Origin of the sequence: aff. Roholtiella sp. LEGE 12411 (genome assembly GCF_015206995.1) — a bacterium.
Taxonomy (GTDB): Bacteria; Cyanobacteriota; Cyanobacteriia; order Cyanobacteriales; family Nostocaceae; genus Komarekiella.
In genome coordinates this window covers 1-16,758 of record NZ_JADEXR010000127.1, presented here as the reverse complement: position 1 = coordinate 16,758, position 16,758 = coordinate 1, and the positions used below count along the sequence as shown (strand labels likewise).

Below are 16,758 nucleotides of genomic sequence, written 5' to 3'. Positions count from 1 at the left end.
GGGGATGGGGGATGGGGCATTCAGTTATATTCTTAATTTTGAATTGTTTGTCAGGGCGTCTGCCGATTTAAACTAAGTCGTTGAAATGTATCTGCAAAGGTAGAAAGTGTGTCAAGAATTCTTTTCAAATCAAAACGCGTTTCGCTAATTCTGATAGGGATTTTGAGCTTTTATTTGATCGTTGGAGCATCTGCGCCAGCCTATGCCATGCACATTATGGAAGGCTATTTACCAGGAAGTTGGGCGCTTTTTTGGTGGATAGTGGCGTTGCCATTTTTTGCTTTAGGATTGCGATCGCTAACTCGCATTACTCAAGCCAACCCAGAACTAAAATTACTCTTAGCTTTGGCGGGAGCCTTTACTTTTGTGCTATCGGCGTTGAAAATGCCTTCAGTTACAGGTAGTTGCGCTCATCCTACAGGTACAGGCTTAGGCGCAGTATTATTTGGGCCTTTAGCAATGTCGGTGTTGGGTACTTTAGTCTTATTGTTTCAAGCGTTGCTTTTAGCGCATGGTGGTTTGACGACGCTAGGAGCAAATGCTTTTTCAATGGCGATCGCTGGCCCATTTGCTGCTTACTGGATATATCATCTGATGATGAAGTTCACTGGTAAGCAAAGAATTGCCATATTTTTAGCCGCAGCCATAGCAGATTTACTAACATACGTCATCACTTCTATCCAACTCGCTCTGGCTTTTCCCTCGCCCGTGGGTGGGTTTATTGGCTCATTCGCCAAGTTTGCTGGGATTTTTGCGATTACTCAAGTCCCTCTGGCAATTAGTGAAGGGTTGCTGACTGTGCTGGTGTGGAATTGGCTACAATCATACACACCTCAAGAACTGGAACTTTTGAAATTACTCAAACAGGAACCTCAACACAATGAAACAGTCTAAAAAAGGATTAAGTAACTGGCTGTTAATCGGAGGAGTAGTGATTTTGGCAGCTGCACCGTTAATATTTGCTCGTAATGCTGAATTTGCAGGTGCGGATGACAGAGCTACAAAAGCCGTGACTGAAATACAACCTGGATATAAACCCTGGTTTCAACCACTGATGCAATTACCTAGTTGTGAAGTGCAAACTTTTCTATTTGCGTCTCAAGCAGCTTTAGGTGCTGGAACACTTGGGTATTTGATTGGATTGTCCAAGGGACGTTCCGAACAAACAAAGAATCATAATGAACATTCAGATTGACACGCTGGCTTACACTAATCGGTTGCGGTGGTTAGCACCTGAGCAGAAATTGCTGTTTGCGATCGCTCTGCTAATCATCACTGCTTTCACTCATCCTCTAGTTCAAATTTTGATTGCAGTTTGGATTAGTACTTGGACAGTTATATATGCAAGAATTCCTGCTAAAACTTATCTAAAATTAGTTTACATTGCTACTTTTTTTTGGTTAACAAGTTTACCAGCTTTAGTCATCAATGGCATAGATATTGCTCACCTGCATTTAGTACAACATGACTCAGTAACTGGGTTGACTGTGGGTTCTTATTATGTATATATCAGCATTCACGGGATTGAGCAGGGATTAACAATTTTGACACGAGCGATCGCATCTCTTTGTTGTTTATACTTCATCATATTAACTATCCCTTTTACCGAACTTCTACAAATTCTGCGTCGCGTCGGTTTACCCGTACTGTTAACAGACTTATTATTACTGATGTACCGCTTTATTTTCGTCCTTTTAAATACAGCCGCTGAATTATGGATTGCCCAACAAGCTCGTGGCGGCTACCGCACTTTTAACACTGCGATGAAAAGTTTAGCTCTATTGATTAGTCAATTACTCAAACGAACTTTAGAAAACTATCGTCAAGTTTCCTTGAGTTTAGCATCACGGGGCTTCAACGGTGAATTTCAAGTTTGGCATCCTCATCGATATCATCTATCCAAGCGATATGCAATAGAATCAATTATCGGATGTGCAGTATTAATAGCAGTGGATTGGTATAATGCAGCAATCTTTACTCGAATTTGAGCAGGTATATTACACTTATCCCGGCGCACAACAATCAGCTTTAAATGGTTTAACTTTAAGAATCCCTGCTCACAAAAGATGTGCATTAATTGGTCAAAATGGTTGCGGAAAAACCACACTTTTTTTACTAGCTAATGGTCTATACAAACCTCATCAAGGTAGTATAAAATGGCAAAAAAAACCTCTGAAATATGACCGTCAATCTTTGATGAAATTACGCCAACAGGTTGGGCTAGTTTTTCAAGATCCAGAGCAACAATTAGTAGCCTCTACCGTTGAAGAAGATATTTCTTATGGCTTATGCAATTTAGGATTACCCACAGGAGAAATTAAACAGCGAGTCGAGCAAGCCTTAGTTGAATTTGGGCTGACTGAACTAGCAGAAAGACCTGTGCATCATCTCAGCTTAGGGCAAAAAAAGCGAGTCTCCATAGCTGATGTGATGGTGCTAAAACCCGAACTGCTATTGCTAGATGAACCGACGGCTTATTTAGATAGATTACATACTCGCAACTTGATGGCAACCTTGAAAAAGATTCAGACAACTGGCACAACAATACTAATGGCAACCCATGACCTTGATTTAGTTTATCGCTGGGCAGACTGGATTTTTGTCATGGATCAAGGACAACTCGCAATCGAGGGGAAGCCGCAGGATGTTTTTACCCAACGTGATGTTCTCGAAGATTTACAGCTAGGAGTACCGTTGATATATGAAATGTTATTTGCTGAGGGAGTAGCTGAAGAAGGGCCAGTTTTAGAACGGTTGCGGCAAAGGATATTGAACCTGTTTCGCTATTTTTGAGTTGAAAGCCAAAAATACTCAATCTAATCAATTGTGGGCAAATTTTAAAGCAAGTACCAAAGTGGAGTTTTTCCCCTTCATTTTAAAATTTCCCAGCATTGAACTCTAAATCAAAAAATGCAATTAATCAGAATTTATTTAAATAAAGGTAAACATCTTATTTGACGTAGATGTTATTGTCTATCTATCCTGAGTAACACCATAACATCCCCCATGAGGGCATTGCAAAAGAGGGTAAAATCTTGTTTGTTATTAATTTGATGCCGTAGTTATATTATTAATATTTGTGTAAATAAACATAATTAAATACGTGACCAATTATGCATATTCCTGATGGGTTTGTATCTCCACCAGTTGCAGTGGCTACCGGTTTAGTAAGTGCGGCAGCGCTTTTCATCTCCTTTGGGCGATCGCAACAGGCATTTGGTGTCCGTCGTGCTCCCATACTGGGTCTGACCACCGCCTTTATTTTTGCCGCCCAGATGATCAATTTTCCTGTAGCAGGAGGTACTAGCGGTCACTTGTTGGGGGGAACCTTAGCCGCCATCGTCCTGGGTAGTCCTTGGGCGGGAACGTTGTGCATTGCCACGGTTTTAATTATTCAAGCTGTGCTGTTTGCCGATGGTGGGATCACAGCCTTGGGAGCAAATATTTTGAACATGGCAGTAGTTGGTGTCTGGGTTGGCTGGGGGTTAACCCAAACCTTGCAGCGGCTGCTTGGCGGATCTAAAGGGCGCTTACCCTTGGCTGCTGGCATAGCTGCTGGCATAAGTGTGGTGGTAGCCGCCATAGCTTGTGCCATTGAGTTAGTCCTTTCGGGAACTGCACCCGTAGCTATAGTTTTACCAGCCATGACTGGTGTGCATATTCTAATTGGCATTGGCGAAGGTTTAATTACTGGGGGTGTGCTGACTTACCTAGCCACAGCCCGACCAGATTTATTACCAGGGGAACAGTACGAGTTTCGTGGCTGGTCAGTGCCTGTTGTCAGCATTTTCCTAATTGCAGGTGTGCTGTCACTGTTTGCCTCAGCCTGGCCCGATGGGTTAGAAAAAGTTGCGGAAAATACAGGCTTTATTGACTTAGCCAAGCAAGTGCGGGTAATTGTGCCGACGCCGTTGGCTGACTATGGTATTGAAGGTTTGGGACCAATTGGCACTAGTATCGCTGGACTTCTGGGAGCTGCGGTTTGCTTTGCTGTCGCCTTTGGGATTGCTAAAGTTGTGAAACCGAATAATGCTTAAACTTTCTTTGCCGTTACGCTTGCACTTGTCCCTAGTGATTGTGGTAGGGGCAGCTTTATTAAAGCATTATGCTTGGTATTGCCTAGGTGTTTATGGGGCGATCGCCCTTTTATGGGCTGGACTATTACGCGTACCAATTCGCCGGATGGGCGGCTTAATTGGTACTGAATTGATTTTTCTGTCATTGCTAGCATTACCCTTGGGATGGGAGCGAGCCAGTTTTTTATTGGTTCGTTCTCTTATTTGCCTAGTTACTATGAATAGTTTTTTGTTAACCTTACCACCCCACAGTTTCGGCATCGCCCTCAAGAGCTTACCAGTACCAGCACCTTTAAAAGAAAACTTACTGTTAGCTGGGCAATACATGGAAATTTTGCTCTCAGAAGTAACGCGAATGCAGCGCAGCGCTCAATTACGCGGTTTGAATGGAACTGCGGGATGGCTGCGTTACGCTAGTGCTGCCATGATTGGAGCCTTGTATCTCCGCAGCCTGGACAGGGCAGAGCGAGTCTACGCGGCAATGGTAACTCGTGGTTACAATGGACAGCTGCCCATAGATTCCCCCCTCAGAGCAAAAGAGCGTATTACCCTATTAGTAGCCTGGGCGATCGCTGCTTGTTTGACTTTAACTTCTTACAGAATTTAGCTCAGTTGTGCATCTTGAAATCTTTGACATCTAATCCCCAAACTCCAACCCAGAACCCCCACCCTGCCGTGGTCGAGGTTCAAAACCTGGCGTATGCTTATTCTCCGCAAGAACCAGTATTACAAGAAATTTCTTTTACCTTGAACAGAGGCGATCGCGTCGCATTAATGGGAGCGACTGGTTCTGGAAAAAGCACCTTGCTAGAGAATCTAATCGGCTTAAAGCAACCACGAACTGGGAAAATTTTGATTAACGGCATCCCAGTAGAACCTACAACTCTGTCCCAAGTGCGTCGTCAAATTGGCTTTAGCTTCCAAGATGCCAACGATCAACTATTTATGCCGACCATCTTAGAAGACGTTACCTTTGGGCCACGCAACTATGGTGTACCACCAGCAATCGCAATAGATCGGGCCCGGCAGTTATTAGCTGATTTTGGTCTAGAAGCCTACGCCAACCGTTCCTCCCACGAACTTTCTGGTGGACAAAGACGCCTTGCAGCCCTAGCCGCAATTTTGTCCCTAGAACCGACAATTCTAATTTTGGATGAGCCGACTAACGGTCTTGATCCATCATGGCGGCGTCACTTGGCGCAAGTATTGTTAAAGTTGCCTGTACAGGTGATGTTAATTGCCTCCCATGACTTAAATTGGTTGGGTAGAGTGACTCAACGTGCTTTGGTACTGTCTGCTGGTCGCATTCAAATAGACGGCAACATTCAGTCACTTTTGCAAGATGGGGATACTTTAGATCAGTTGGGTTTGCCGGTAGATTGGTGATTTTGCCAGATGAGGAGATGGAAGGGAGTGGGGGAGTGGGGGCAAAAGAATAGAGTTTTTATACTTGTTCACGAGTCTTTAATACTCGTGAACGGAGTTCTAAGGTGGATTCATCCAGTTCTAAGGTGGATGAACGGAGTTCTGAGGTGGATTCATCCAGTTCTAAGGTGGATGAACGGAGTTCTGAGGTGGATTCATCCAGTTCTAAGGTGGATGAACGGAGTTCTGAGGTGGATTCATCCGGTTCTAAGGAGGATGAACGGAGTTCTGAGGTGGATTCATCCGGTTCTAAGGTGGATGAACGGAGTTCTGAGGTGGATTCACGAGGCTCAAACAGGACTTACGCAAGTGTCATATTTTTAACGCCAGAGGTTGTCCAGAGTCAAAGGTCAAAAGTCCAAGAAACCTTGATTCTTGAACGCCACTTGCTTTAAGTCAAAAGAGCCGCAAGGGCGCAGTGGCTCCCCTTGACCCTTGACCGAATGGCACTAAGAAAAGCCTAAAGGCTTATGTCGCCTCGTTCCCAGTCTGAAGACTGGGAATGTATTTCGAGAGGGCTGCTGCCTCTCGTCAAGCCACTGGAGGCGGAGCCTCCCAGGATGGATTCCCAGCCTCCAGGCTGGGAAACAGTCAGGGCAAGGGCTATATCTTAACTTAGTGCCATTCACCCTTGACCCTTGACCCTTGACTCTTATACCAGAAGCTTTGTGTGCCAGTTGCGTAAGTCCTATCAAAGACTCATTGTTGCATCTTAAAATATATCTCCTCTGCTCCCCTGCCCCCTACCTCAAATGCTACTTTTGCTCGTAATATTGAATACTATTAATTACGTATAACTGCTATTAAAGTGTTAACATCTGTGTCACGTAAATGTACTGTTATTGCTCCTGTTAGTCTAAGCATCGCATTGTTAGTTACTAGTTGCAGCGACAATAAAGCCTCCCAGTGTCAGCGACTGATTAAGGTCGTAAATGCAGGAACTTCTTTGATTGATAAAAATAAAGGAGCGCAGGTCGTAACCAGTGTGCAACTGTCTAAGGATTTAGCATATATTACTAAATCCATTAAAGAACTGAACTTAAAAGACCCCAAGCTGAAAGAATTTCAAAGCGGTTTTGTCAAAGTTTTCCAGACTCTTTCTGAAGCGATCGCCAAAGCAGCTAGGGGTCTGGGCGCAGCTAAGACAGCAGAAGCCTCGGTATCTGGTAGGGAAAAAATCCAAAAGGCTAGATCCGAAATCGATTCAGCACTCACAGCAGCAGCTACAACTGTTGGTAAGCAGTCGGATGCGTTAGTAAAGGATCTGAATAAGTATTGTAGCCAGCCTGAATAATGCATCAGGGAAATTGGTTAATTCTTGCTTCTCTTAATGTATTTTCCTTAGCAATATAGGCTTTCAGCCTTTTTAATACTAGAAAGTTTCAAAGTCCTATAGGACTTACGCAACTGGCACACAAGGCAAGGGTCAAGGGTCAAGGGTCGCCACTGCGCCCTTGCGGCTCTGCCGACTTGTTCGCGCAGCGGCGACCACAGGAGAAGCAAGTGGCGTTCAAGAATCAAGGTTTTTTGGACTTTTGACCTTTGACTCTGGACAACCTCTGGCGTTAAAAATATGACACTTGCGTAAGTCCTGTCCTAGTCAATCTTCAATGGCTGGGACTTTATAGCATACGTGAAACAATAGTAAAATTTATCACTATTTTCTTAGAAATCTTCCTGACACACGCCAAGTTGGTCTGTCAAAATAAATATTGGTATCAGTCAAATTAAATACTAAAAATAGCATGAATCTACTTATGTCAATTGTGCTAGCAACGTCAATATCTGCGCTCAATTTACCAAAACAACCTGTAATTACATCTGATAATCTTGTACAGCAGACAATACAGGAACGTTTATCTCAAGTAGTCCCGCCTGCTGAAATTACACCACCCGAATTACTGCAACTAAGTGCAAGCCCTCAACCCACCTCATTAGCTATAAAAAGTAAGTACAAAAATATACTACAAAGAAGTCAAGCAAAAATTCAATTCCAAAGTTCCCATAACTTACCTAAATCTAAAAATTCCCAACCTGTAATAGAAGTTGCACAGAACCAAGAAAACACCAAAAAATTCTCCCCCTCCCCCCATCGTCTTATCCCTCCCTCTTCTCCACAACCCATAAGTTCAAACTCAGACAACCAGATGTCTGAAGTAACATCGGTATCGCAACTTGAAGATGTGCAACCCTCAGACTGGGCTTTTGTTGCTTTGCAGTCTCTAGTAGAGCGCTATGGCTGCATTGCTGGATACCCTGATAGCACTTATCTAGGCAACCGTACTATCAGCCGTTATGAATTTGCTGCTGGTTTAAATGCTTGTCTGGAGAGGATTAACGAAGTTATTGCTAACAATAAAATTAATCCTGTTAACAATCAGGATTTAATTCAACTGCAAAGGTTGCAAGCCGAATTTCAAGGAGAGTTGCAGCAATTACAGAAGCGTTTAGAGACTGTTCAAGAACGAACAGACGAATTACAGACGAATCAGTTTTCTCCAACTACCAGACTATTTGGTCAAGCCATTTTTAGCGTGCAGGGAACGAACAGCACTGATGTAGATTTATTCCCTAGAGATGGAGTACCTGAACGCCGAGGAGAAAGTAATCTAACTTTCGCAAATAGCGTACAACTAACATTAGCGACTTCGTTTACAGGGCGAGATTTATTGCTAACAGGACTATCTGCGGGTAATTTGGGTTCTACTGCATCGTTAGTATCCACCAATATGGGGCGGTTAGGTTTCGAGTCAAATACAGACAACAATTTAGTTATTAGTGATTTGTCTTATCGATTTTCACTCTCAAATAACTTGGGAATTGTTGTAGGTACAGCAGGAGTCAACCCAGTTAACACTTTTCGCGGTATTAGTCCTTTAGAAGGTTCTGGTGACGGCGCAATTTCTCTATTTGGTCAGCGTAACCCGATTTTAGGGATTGGCAATGGTACGGGTGGTATAGGTTTTGACTGGCAAATTAGCGATCGCATCAGTCTGCAAGGTATTTATAGTGCAGAAATTCCTAGTTTTCCAGGCAATATCAACCAAGGCGGTCTATTTGGTGGTAGATGGACTGCTGGCGCTCAGCTAAGTTTAGCACCCACTAATAACATTGATGTCGGAGTGCATTATCTTTACTCTCACTCCCCTGATGGCTTACTAGGAACCGGTATTGGCGATAGTCAATTAATTTCGCCTTTTGCAGATCCTACAGCTTTCAATACCCAAGCTATTGGCACTACCGTCGCTTGGCGCATCAACCCCAACTTGCAGTTAGGTGGTTGGGGTGGCTTTTCTTCTTCCCAAGCAGTCAACTTTTCTGGAAGCGTGGAAACCACAAATTGGCTGGTATTCGCTGCTTTTCCCAATTTGCTGCGTCCTGGCAATTTAGGGGGTATTCTCGTAGGACAACCCCCTAAAATTACTTCCAGTACTTTACCTGAAGGATTTAATTTTCCCAACTTTTCTGATGGGGGAACAGCGGGCGGACGCAGTGACACATCAATTCACGCAGAACTTTTTTACCGCGCTCAGTTAAATGACAATATCGCTTTGACCCCAGGTTTATTCGTCATATTCAATCCTGATCACAACGCTGCTAATGAGCCTTTAGTAGTCGGGGCGCTAAGAGCAACCTTCCGGTTTTAAGTTTGTACGGTTGTAAATGTAATAAAATATGCCATATTTATACGGCTACACTCCGTGTTAAATACTAGCTTCACGTAGTCTGAGCAGGAAAAAATTGCCTATAAACTCATGCGTGTTTTATTTAATAAGTGATAAAAGGAGCAAGTGTTTCATGAAATTAAATTCATCAATTAAGCTAGGTTATGCAATTGTTAGCAGCAGCAGTTTAGCCGCAGTCATCATCGGTTTAGGTGGAATAAGCGCTTCTGCTCAAATCACAATTCAAAGTACTGGTATATTGTCAGGAACTATTCAACTTCCCAGGAATAATCCCAATTTCAATAATAGAGTTACACGTGTAGATACAGACGACAACGGAACTTACTCCCGAAACGAAGGTTCTAAGAGTAACCCTAATTATGTTCCTGTTTATAAGTCAGAATATGTGAAAGTAGAGACTCGCTCTGATGGTAGTCTGCATTACTTTGTTGACTTTAAAGGTATTCCGGTTGTCTCCTTTGATGGTGTTCTCAGTTCGCCAGTTCTCTCTGGTGGTGAATTGCAACCGTATACATATCAAGGAAAATTGCCAGGAACCAAATTTCAAGGCGTAGTTCAGGATGAGTTTGGATTAACAAGAGCCTCTTATACTGGCATTGTCACCGACCCAAAAACCGGAAACCAGTATCAAGGTACTTTTGAACTGAATGGACAAGGGCCACGATATAGCGATCGCAATGGTGGTACAAGTCCCACAGTCTTTGATTTCAAGTCCGATATTCCAGGTTCACCAAGCGTTACATCATTGACTATGACCAAATCCCCCTTGGTAAGATTGACAATCAAAGTACCTACAACTGCAACTCTCATAACTCCCGCACCAGTAATTAGCGGCGGTAGTATACCTACTCCCGCACCAGTAATTAGCGGCGGTAGCATACCTACTCCCGCACCAGTAATTAGCGGTGGTAGCATACCTACTCCCACACCAGTAATTAGCGGTGGTAGCATACCTACTCCCACACCAGTAATTAGCGGTGGTAGCATACCTACTCCCGCACCAGTAATTAGCAGTGGTAGCATACCTACTCCCGCACCAGTAATTAGCAGTGGTAGCATACCTACTCCCACACCCGTAGTTGGTAATGATAGTGCGATCGCCGAAACTGTCCCGCAGATATTAGTTTCACCAACGCCTACAGCTTACACATCTGAGTCTACTTACCCATCGCCTTCAGCTACACCCAATATAGAATTTAATAGCGGTAATTCTTCTGGAGTTAATCGAGTGGTTGTCAACCCATCAACGCTTACTTCAGGCGTTTGCTCTCAGAATTCTGGAAATAGCTGCATAAAACCCTCTTTACCCAAGCAGGCGATCGGCCCTCGCAGCCGAGTGCTCTTGCGATAATGATGTACTATTATTAGCTTGCAAGGGGTTGCACAATTCTTTCAAACTTTTGGTAAAAGCTTTAGTATAGGTCTGGAACTTAAGCAGTACAAAATGAAACTAATATCATAGCTAGGACAAGAGCAACATTGCAGTTAGGGAATTCCACCAAAATTTCTCAGCGGCGATTTTATAGCTCCGACTTCCTTTTTGTGGTAGATTTTACCCTAATGATTTTCTGCCTATACTAGTGGCTTCAACCGATTGATTAATCATAGGACTTACGCAACTGGCACACAAGGCTTCTGGTATAAGAGTCAAGGGTCAAGGGTCAAGGGTCAAGAATCAAGGTTTTTTGGACTTTTGACCTTTGACTCTGGACAACCTCTGGCGTTAAAAATATGACACTTGCGTAAGTCCTGAATCAATGTCAGCCCCCAACACTAAATACCAAAACTCTATGTTTCAGGCATATATTAGTATACATTTACTATTTAACTAACACCAAATATTGTTAAGAGTTGGAGTAAATAAATTTCCGAGGGGGCTACAAAAACTTTATTAGTTAATCACTGAGATTAATAACACTAGAGAGCAAATTTAGATAAATCATATATCTTCAGAGTAAATAATTATGAAAGAAGAATTGATAACCAGAGTTTTGCAAGTCTTACGAATTAATATGAGTTGGATGACTTGGAATTTATTTCTGGCTTTTATACCTTTAGCCTTAAGTGTGTGGCTATTTCGCATCAGACGCAATCGCTCTTGGCTGTGGTGGCTAGGATTCTTGGTATTCTATGCTTTCTTGCCGAACGCGCCATATTTGTTGACTGATGTGATTCACCTGATAGACGATATCCGCCAGATTCAATCGGTATGGATGATTACTCTGGTACTGATTCCTGTTTACTTGGTAGTAATTCTGTCCGGCTTTGAAGCTTACGTAATATCTTTAGTTAATTGGGGTTACTACTTACACCGCATTGGCAAAAGTCAATGGATTGTGTGGATTGAATTAATCACCCATTTCCTGTGTGCTGTTGGTGTTTATTGGGGGCGGTTTTTGCGTTTCAACAGTTGGGATTTTATTACTCAACCCGATGCTGTGCTAACCAGAGGTGTAGAAGAAATTCTTGGTAAACAGCCATTAGTAATTATCGCTATTACTTTTGTGATACTTGTCGGGCTTTACTGGATTATGAAACGAGTAACTTTAGGTTTTGTTAGGCAACCACAAAGTAGTTATGATATCAAGACACAACAAGCAAATTCTAATACCCATAACGCTGGATAATTAAAGGTTTCTCATTTTTCCCTCTTTTAATTCACGTCGCGCCACTTCTAAAATTAGGCGTTGTTCAGCACGGGCGATCGCCTGATATGTTCGCGCGACTGCTTCTGGTTCAACGGAAATAGAAGTAATGCCCCATTGCACCAACTTATCAATGATTTCTGGATACAGGGCTGGTGCTTGACCGCAGATTGAACAAGGTATCCCCGCACTTTGGGCCATTTGGATGAGTTGGGCGATCGCACCCATTACCGCCGGCTGACGTTCATCAAATACTTTTGCTAGTTGTCCTTGCTCGCGATCCACTCCCAGCAATAATTGTGTCAGGTCATTTGTCCCAATGGAAATCCCGGCTACACCTGCTTTGACGTATTCTGGGAGTAAAAATAGTACGCTTGGCACTTCTGCCATGATCCACAGTTGAAATTGGGAGACTTCGTTTAACCCTGCTTGTTCAACTTTGCGGCGACAAAAAGCAACCTCTTCTACAGTCCGAACAAAAGGCAATAGTAAATGGATATTGCTATAGCCAGCTTGCTGTACAGTTGCTAAAGCTTTTAATTCCAACTCAAACACTACAGGATTTCGTAAATAGCTAAAAGTGCCGCGTTCACCCAACATTGACTGTGGTGAAGATTGTGTATCACTCAATGATGGTAAATCCTGCGATCGCCAATCTAAAGAACGATAAAAGACAGGTCTTGGTGCAAAAGCACGGGCAAACTGTATAATCTCATCCGACCAGCGTTCTAACAATTCTGCCTGACGCCCGCCTAAAAGCCAACTATTGGGGTGTTGCCCCTCTAATATGGTTAGTATCATTAGTTCTGAACGCAACAATCCCACCCCATCCACAGGCAAGTTTTGCACTTGCTCTATCAAGCTCGACTGGCTCAGGTTAACCAGCAACTGGGTAGCATTCATGAATGGGTAAGGAGTAGTGAGATGAGGAAATGGGGAAATAGGGGAATGGGAGGAAAGAGGATTTTCTCCCCCTCCCCCCCTATCCCTCTCTTCCTCTCTCCCCTTCTCCCCCTCTCCTCCTCTTCCCATCTGTTCATTTGCGTCTCCTCTAATCCGATAAACCTCTCCTCTATCACCATCTACCAGCAGTCGTTCACCAGTTTTAATTAGAGTTGTGGCAGATGTCGCGCTCACTACTGCTACAAGACCCAATTCTCTGGCAAGAATTGCAGCGTGACTGGTTAATCCGCCCTGTTCGGTAATAATACCAGCAACTTGTTGAAGTAATGGTAACCAATCAGGTGTAATGCTTGGTATTACTAAAATTACTCCTTTGGGTAGTTGTTGTGGTCTTTGTTTGGAATTGATGATCACATAGGCAGTCGCCATAATACGTCCCCCTGCCGCTCCTAATCCCTTGATGAAATGCACATTGGGAATTATGGATTGGGGAGTGATAATTTGTGTGATGTAGAGCTTGGTATTTGGGGTTTCCTGAGCGATAGTCCACTTAATGGTAAACTCTTTGCCTAGTTCACTTACTAGTTGATTCCCCAGAGCAATTATTTGTTGTAAGTATTCTTCTTGTAAAGCGTACTGTTTTTGTTGAGATTCCTCAAGCAGGTAGGTAACTAGACAAGTGTTATCTGGCGTTAAAACTGGCTCCGGTACGGATTGCGAAATAGTTGCAGGTGTTTGATGATCAACACGATAAGCCAGCATTTTATTGCCTAGATGTTGCTCTAGTAAAACCCCAGTTTCCTTTTGAATATAGTGGACATCTGGTAATATTTCGCCGTTGGCGATCGCTATTCCTAATCCCCAAGTAGCTTTAATTTCCCACCCAGAGGAGTTAGCGTTCAATAGACCACTGGCGATCGCATTTTCAACAGGTTGCACCAACACCGCTAAATTAATTTGTTGCATATTAATTCCTGTTCGTTGCCAATATAGCAAGCTTCTGGCACGAAACAGCTGGCTCCAAGTACGCTTTAACGCTAGAGCAATATCTTCTTGATCACAATGGCAAAACACCGACTCCAATAACCCAGATACATTCGCCTTAACCGGGCTAGCACTTGATACAGCCAGAGTCGGTCGAAAAATCAAACAGTCAGTTTGCCATTCTCTAGCTGCTTTGAAAATTGTAGTTACCCACTGCGGTGGCACATTCGCAGCGATAATTTCCTGACGCAAGCGACCAGCCACCTGTTGAAGTTGACGCCAATTAGCTACATCCAAGTGCAACGAAGAATAGGGTAAGTCAGCGATTAATGACTCTGAACTATTAAGAGTTTCGAGAAATTGTCGCAAAATTTCTGCCGAAACTACAAAACCATCCACTACCGGATAACCACGCTGCATAATTCTGCTCAAGTAAAACGCTTTGTCACCTACTTCGGCGCGATCTTGTAGTTTAATTTGGTCAAGCCAGTAAAGTTTGTCCACTCAATTTGTTAGTTGTGAGTCAGTGCAATCTTGAGGATTTCGACGCCAGTTACTACAACAGCGAAGAGTCAATTGCAAGTTTGTAGCCAAGCCATTGCTTCCTGGTACATTATTAGCCATAAATCCACTGACTACTTACTAGGACGATTTCCCAGTCAGTATTTACGTTTAATTATGCCAATCTAATCAGTGGTTAATTGCTGGTTACATGATGTCTCGCTGTAATTAAACTCCTTTGTCAACCAATTTTTTCCTTCATTCGCCCTCCTTCCCTGTCATAAGTAGTTTAGTAGTATCGTATTTAATTATTGAGTGTATGATTAAAATCAGTCATTTAAGGTAAAATATTGTGGGCTAATCACTTTAAATAATTACAAAATCTTTTAATAAAGTTAAACGTCTTGCTGTCTAAGCAGTAAAACCTTTGGAATAACTTAGTTATTTGAGTATTTATTGCCAAAAAACATCACCTTAACGATAAAAATCAAACAAATTGAGGATATAGATCCGTACTTAAAGAAATATTGTCCAATGGGTTCAATCTCAAATAGATACAAGCTGTTTTAGTAACTAGATAAACAAAAGCAATATTCTTACAGTATTTATTGAAATACATTACTAATTAACTTAAAATATTAAGGCTTACTCATACCAGATCAAGCAAAATTGTCAAGCAATTTCTATCTTTCAAGTTCTGATTGGCTGAATATTAGTTTTAGGCTGTGCATTGCGTTGCTTATCGGAGCAATTATCGGCTTAGAACGCGAAGCTAGACACAAACCAGCTGGATTAAGAACTCATATCCTAGTAAGTCTTGGTTCAGCTATTTTTACCGTTATACCTCTGCAAGCAGATGGCTTGCAATTTAGTAATGATGCTCTCAGTCGTGTGATACAAGGTATTGCCGCTGGTGTGGGATTTCTTGGTGCTGGAGAAATTGTAAGCCATTCTTCCCAACAATCACAGCAATTTGAAGTTAAAGGACTAACGTCTGCGGCCGCTATTTGGGTTTCAGCTGCTTTGGGAATAGCCGCTGGGTGTGGCTTGTGGCAGTTAGGATTAATTGGTGCTGTGCTAACTTTTTTGGTTCTAAACGTTTTTAAAAGATTAGAAAAACGTCATTAGTCAACTGTTACAAAATCCAAAGCAAAAATTACTAATTAAACAGCACCAATACCTAGAAAAAATTGTTTCTTCCGCTCTAGAACACCGATTCAGTATTCAAGATAGGAGCGAGAAAAACCGATTATTTCGTAGAGACGTTGCATTGCAACGTCTCTAGAGTCAACTTCTTTACCATGCCCCATGCCCCATGCCCTTGTAGGTGGAGTTTTTCATCTGTGATGAACCAATGACTAATGACTACTTCGGTGATATTTTTCCTGCCTCTACAAAAAGAATTTGCGAGGAATTTAACCACTGAGAATCAAAAGAACTCAAATGAGTGGTAGTAATCAGGGTCTGAAAGCGGTCTTGGATAGCATCAAGCAATTGATTTTGGCGGGATGGATCTAGTTCTGCGAGAACATCATCAAGCAATAACAGCGGTGGCTCTTTGACGACTTCTTCAATTAGTTGTAATTCTGCTAATTTTAAGGCTAGAACCAGCGTTCGTTGCTGACCTTGAGAACCGTATTGACGTGCGGGTGTCTGGTTAATAGTTAATTCTACTTCGTCGCGATGAGGGCCGACAAGAGTAGCACCTTGGCGCAGTTCGGCAATGGCTCGTTGCTGAATTTTTGTTAAAAAAGCTTGTTGTACTTCTTCTGGATTGTTTTGCTCCAAAGGAACACTAGGCGCATACTTAATTTGCAAAATTTCTGTACTACCACTGATGCTGGCGTGCCAAGCAGTAGCAATGGGAGCCAGTCGTAGGATGGCGCGATCGCGTCGTCTAATTACTCGTGTTCCTGTAGTAGCTAACTGTGCATCCCATACAGCTAATTGTTCACAGTACTGAGTACTGGGTGCTGAATCTTGAGTTTTTTTTAAAAAAGCATTGCGCTGGCGTAACACATGATTATATTGCTGCAAAATGTGAGCATAAACTGGTTCGAGTTGAATTAACAGGGTATCTAACCAATTGCGACGACCTTCCGGGCCACCACGTACTAGATCTAAATCCAAACTGGAAAACTGTACTGCATTAAGAACACCAAGAAAATCCATTTGCCGACGTACAGATTCGCCATTAATTGCAACGCTGCGGCGACCATTGCGGCGGAGAGTTAAAGTCAGTTCACTAACACCCACTTGCCGTTCTAGACTGGCATTAATTTGGGATATGGCTTCCCCCTCTTTGACTAAATCGCGATCGCGTGCCATCCGGTGCGATCGCAATGTTGCCAGCAACTCCACCGCCTCCAACAAGTTAGACTTTCCCTGAGCGTTATTACCTACCAAAATCGTTTTGGCAGCAGTAAACTCAACCTTTTGCTCTTGGTAATTACGAAACTGTCTCAGGTGTAGAGTTTTTAGGTACATAGTGGGGATTGGGGATTGGGCATTGGGGATTGGGCATTGGGGATTGGGGAT

The 16,758-nt window shown here is 42.8% G+C and carries 15 protein-coding genes; 13 read left to right on the top strand and 2 right to left on the bottom strand.

Translation table 11 applies throughout. The annotated features are described in order from the left end of the window. Positions 1 to 207 precede the first annotated feature (207 nt). From IQ246_RS22270 to IQ246_RS22215, 12 genes are all read left to right on the top strand, one after another. Positions 208 to 894 carry an energy-coupling factor ABC transporter permease gene (locus IQ246_RS22270; protein ID WP_208492256.1) on the top strand — a complete coding sequence of 229 codons (687 nt, stop codon included), beginning with the start codon at positions 208 to 210 and terminating at the stop codon, positions 892 to 894. Next, the gene (locus tag IQ246_RS22265) at positions 881 to 1,195 is read left to right on the top strand and encodes an energy-coupling factor ABC transporter substrate-binding protein (protein ID WP_194005516.1); all 315 of its coding nucleotides are present in this window, start codon (positions 881 to 883) and stop codon (positions 1,193 to 1,195) included. The genes IQ246_RS22270 and IQ246_RS22265 overlap by 14 nt, the downstream gene beginning before the upstream one ends. Continuing rightward, positions 1,179 to 1,988 (top strand): cobalt ECF transporter T component CbiQ, encoded by an 810-nt coding sequence (gene cbiQ, locus IQ246_RS22260; protein ID WP_194005515.1) that lies wholly within the window; start codon positions 1,179 to 1,181, stop codon positions 1,986 to 1,988. The genes IQ246_RS22265 and cbiQ overlap by 17 nt, the downstream gene beginning before the upstream one ends. Next, entirely contained in the window at positions 1,963 to 2,793 is an 831-nt protein-coding gene (locus tag IQ246_RS22255; RefSeq protein WP_194005514.1) for an energy-coupling factor ABC transporter ATP-binding protein, read from the top strand. The genes cbiQ and IQ246_RS22255 overlap by 26 nt, the downstream gene beginning before the upstream one ends. 320 nt (positions 2,794 to 3,113) lie before the next feature. Beyond that, a complete protein-coding gene (locus IQ246_RS22250) occupies positions 3,114 to 4,037 on the top strand; it encodes an energy-coupling factor ABC transporter permease (protein ID WP_194005513.1) in 924 nt (307 codons plus the stop codon). Beyond that, on the top strand, positions 4,030 to 4,683 hold the full coding sequence (locus IQ246_RS22245; RefSeq protein ID WP_194005512.1) for an energy-coupling factor transporter transmembrane protein EcfT: 654 nt from the start codon (positions 4,030 to 4,032) through the stop codon (positions 4,681 to 4,683). Before IQ246_RS22250 ends, IQ246_RS22245 begins: the two co-directional genes overlap by 8 nt. 14 nt (positions 4,684 to 4,697) lie before the next feature. Further along, complete coding sequence (locus IQ246_RS22240; RefSeq protein ID WP_194005511.1) at positions 4,698 to 5,462, top strand: energy-coupling factor ABC transporter ATP-binding protein; 765 nt, start codon at positions 4,698 to 4,700, stop codon at positions 5,460 to 5,462. Between the two features lie 104 nt (positions 5,463 to 5,566). Continuing rightward, positions 5,567 to 5,896 carry a hypothetical protein gene (locus tag IQ246_RS22235; RefSeq protein ID WP_194005510.1) on the top strand — a complete coding sequence of 110 codons (330 nt, stop codon included), beginning with the start codon at positions 5,567 to 5,569 and terminating at the stop codon, positions 5,894 to 5,896. A gap of 425 nt (positions 5,897 to 6,321) precedes the next feature. Continuing rightward, on the top strand, positions 6,322 to 6,795 hold the full coding sequence (locus IQ246_RS22230; protein ID WP_339379173.1) for a hypothetical protein: 474 nt from the start codon (positions 6,322 to 6,324) through the stop codon (positions 6,793 to 6,795). Positions 6,796 to 7,246: 451 nt separating this feature from the next. Continuing rightward, complete coding sequence (locus IQ246_RS22225; RefSeq protein WP_194005508.1) at positions 7,247 to 9,148, top strand: iron uptake porin; 1,902 nt, start codon at positions 7,247 to 7,249, stop codon at positions 9,146 to 9,148. 151 nt (positions 9,149 to 9,299) lie between these two features. Beyond that, the gene (locus IQ246_RS22220; protein ID WP_194005507.1) at positions 9,300 to 10,538 is read left to right on the top strand and encodes a hypothetical protein; all 1,239 of its coding nucleotides are present in this window, start codon (positions 9,300 to 9,302) and stop codon (positions 10,536 to 10,538) included. A gap of 613 nt (positions 10,539 to 11,151) precedes the next feature. Next, positions 11,152 to 11,814, top strand: coding sequence for a DUF1361 domain-containing protein (locus tag IQ246_RS22215; protein ID WP_194005506.1), 663 nt, complete (start codon positions 11,152 to 11,154; stop codon positions 11,812 to 11,814). On the opposite strand, the gene IQ246_RS22210 is transcribed toward IQ246_RS22215, so the two are convergent. Continuing rightward, positions 11,815 to 14,223, bottom strand: coding sequence for a putative PEP-binding protein (locus IQ246_RS22210; RefSeq protein WP_194005505.1), 2,409 nt, complete (start codon positions 14,221 to 14,223; stop codon positions 11,815 to 11,817). Between the two features lie 666 nt (positions 14,224 to 14,889). On the opposite strand from IQ246_RS22210, the gene IQ246_RS22205 reads away from it, so the two are divergent. After that, entirely contained in the window at positions 14,890 to 15,348 is a 459-nt protein-coding gene (locus IQ246_RS22205; RefSeq protein ID WP_194005504.1) for an MgtC/SapB family protein, read from the top strand. Between the two features lie 237 nt (positions 15,349 to 15,585). Here IQ246_RS22205 and recF read toward each other — a convergent pair whose 3' ends face one another. Then, on the bottom strand, positions 15,586 to 16,707 hold the full coding sequence (gene recF / locus IQ246_RS22200; protein ID WP_194005517.1) for a DNA replication/repair protein RecF: 1,122 nt from the start codon (positions 16,705 to 16,707) through the stop codon (positions 15,586 to 15,588). Positions 16,708 to 16,758: the final 51 nt, after the last annotated feature.